Origin of the sequence: Plesiomonas sp., from assembly GCF_051650925.1 — a bacterium.
GTDB lineage: Bacteria > Pseudomonadota > Gammaproteobacteria > Enterobacterales > CAMTGL01 > Plesiomonas.
Map to the genome: position 1 here is coordinate 1 of NZ_JBOFRH010000494.1, position 1,473 is coordinate 1,473.

Genomic DNA, 1,473 nt, shown 5'->3' on the forward strand with positions numbered 1-1,473 from the left:
GCAAAAACACCGGCGATATAGAACGGCAGCGCCGGGATCATGCACTTGCTCAGCAGCAGTTCAATGATGTCACGGCCTTGGTCGCTCAGCTTTTTCATTTCGCTGCTGCCGGTGGACACAATGCCCAGACCGAACACGAATGCCAGCACCAGCGCACTCATCACGCCCATCACTGGCGGGATTTGCAGAGTCATCAGTGGCTCTAACTTACGTACCGGCTCCGCCAGCGTACCAGCATGGCTCAGCAATGATGGCAGGATCTGGATAGAGGCAAAGTAAGCGAGGAAACCCGCACCTACCGTGGAGGCATAGGCCAAGCCAACGGTTTTGCCGAGCAATTTACCGGAGTTCTTCGGCAAACTGGCAATACCGCTGGTAACAAAAAACAGGATCAATAGCGGGATGGTAAAACCAATCATCTGGCTGATCAGCACCTTGGCGGTGATCAGTACACGGATAAACAGATCTGGTGCAAAAAGGCCGCAAAGTACACCGAAAGCAATACCTGCCAGCAAGCGTAAAATCAACTTCATCGTTCCCTCTCTAATAATAACAGCATGTGGGGCATCGGATTTAGGGCGCCTTTTTAGCATGCAGGAAAAATTAAATCTGCCTTAAATAGTGAAAAAATTCGGTTTAATCATAAAGTTTATCACTAAACGCTAAATATGAACGTTTCAGCTCAAATTTATGAAGATTTTAAACCGTGTTTATATTGCATTTAAAAAAGGCCGGCTGGCCGCCCCATAGGCCATCGCTAGTCACCGTGTCATATAAAACAGCTTCATATGTAACACGATGTACGAACCTAGCATGAATATAAAAAAAGCCAGCATAACTATGCTGGCCTGATCGGTGGGATGCGTACAATCTAAATGTCGATTAACGTTCCCAGTAGGACTCTTCCAAGCTGTCTTCACGCTCTGGCAGACCACGAGTCAAACGTGGAGAGTGCTGGTTCAACACTTGATAGCTCACGCGGTTAGCGTATTTGCACAGTTGCGCCAGTGAGGAATAGCTCATAAAGGTGCGCATATGCTTGCTGGAGTTCGGAACGTTATTACGGTGATACTGATTTGCGGCCATGTCATGCAAAATCGATGACAGCGCGGCATCACCGGCACCGTTGGTGTTCATGATTTTTTCTGGGCCGCCCATGTACGGGGAGATATGCGAGTAAATCCGCTTTGGATTTTCACACGCCTCACGATGCATCGGACGGCTGAACTCGTACAGGTTAAACTCTGGGATCACCCCCGGCAGCAACGGATGCTGGGTCTGACGCAGCGTGCTTTCATCGGTATAACCGGCCATGTACAGGCCGACAGGACCGGCAGTACACAGCACCAGATCAACCCAATCCAGCGCCTTATCAGAGGCCGCCAGCGGATCTTCGATACCGGTCAGCGCTGCCGCTTCTTCTTCATTCATCGCCACCACATCAATGTGATCACGCAGGAAGTCACGCCACCA

The 1,473-nt window shown here is 50.0% G+C and carries 2 protein-coding genes; both read right to left on the minus strand.

What is annotated here, in order from left to right; all coding sequences use genetic code 11:
• A partial coding sequence (locus ACRC27_RS11910; protein WP_438639963.1) for a cation:dicarboxylate symporter family transporter occupies positions 1 to 533 on the minus strand: 533 nt, incomplete at its 3' end.
• A gap of 349 nt (positions 534 to 882) precedes the next feature.
• A partial coding sequence (locus ACRC27_RS11915) for an inosine/guanosine kinase (RefSeq protein ID WP_438639964.1) occupies positions 883 to 1,473 on the minus strand: 591 nt, incomplete at its 5' end.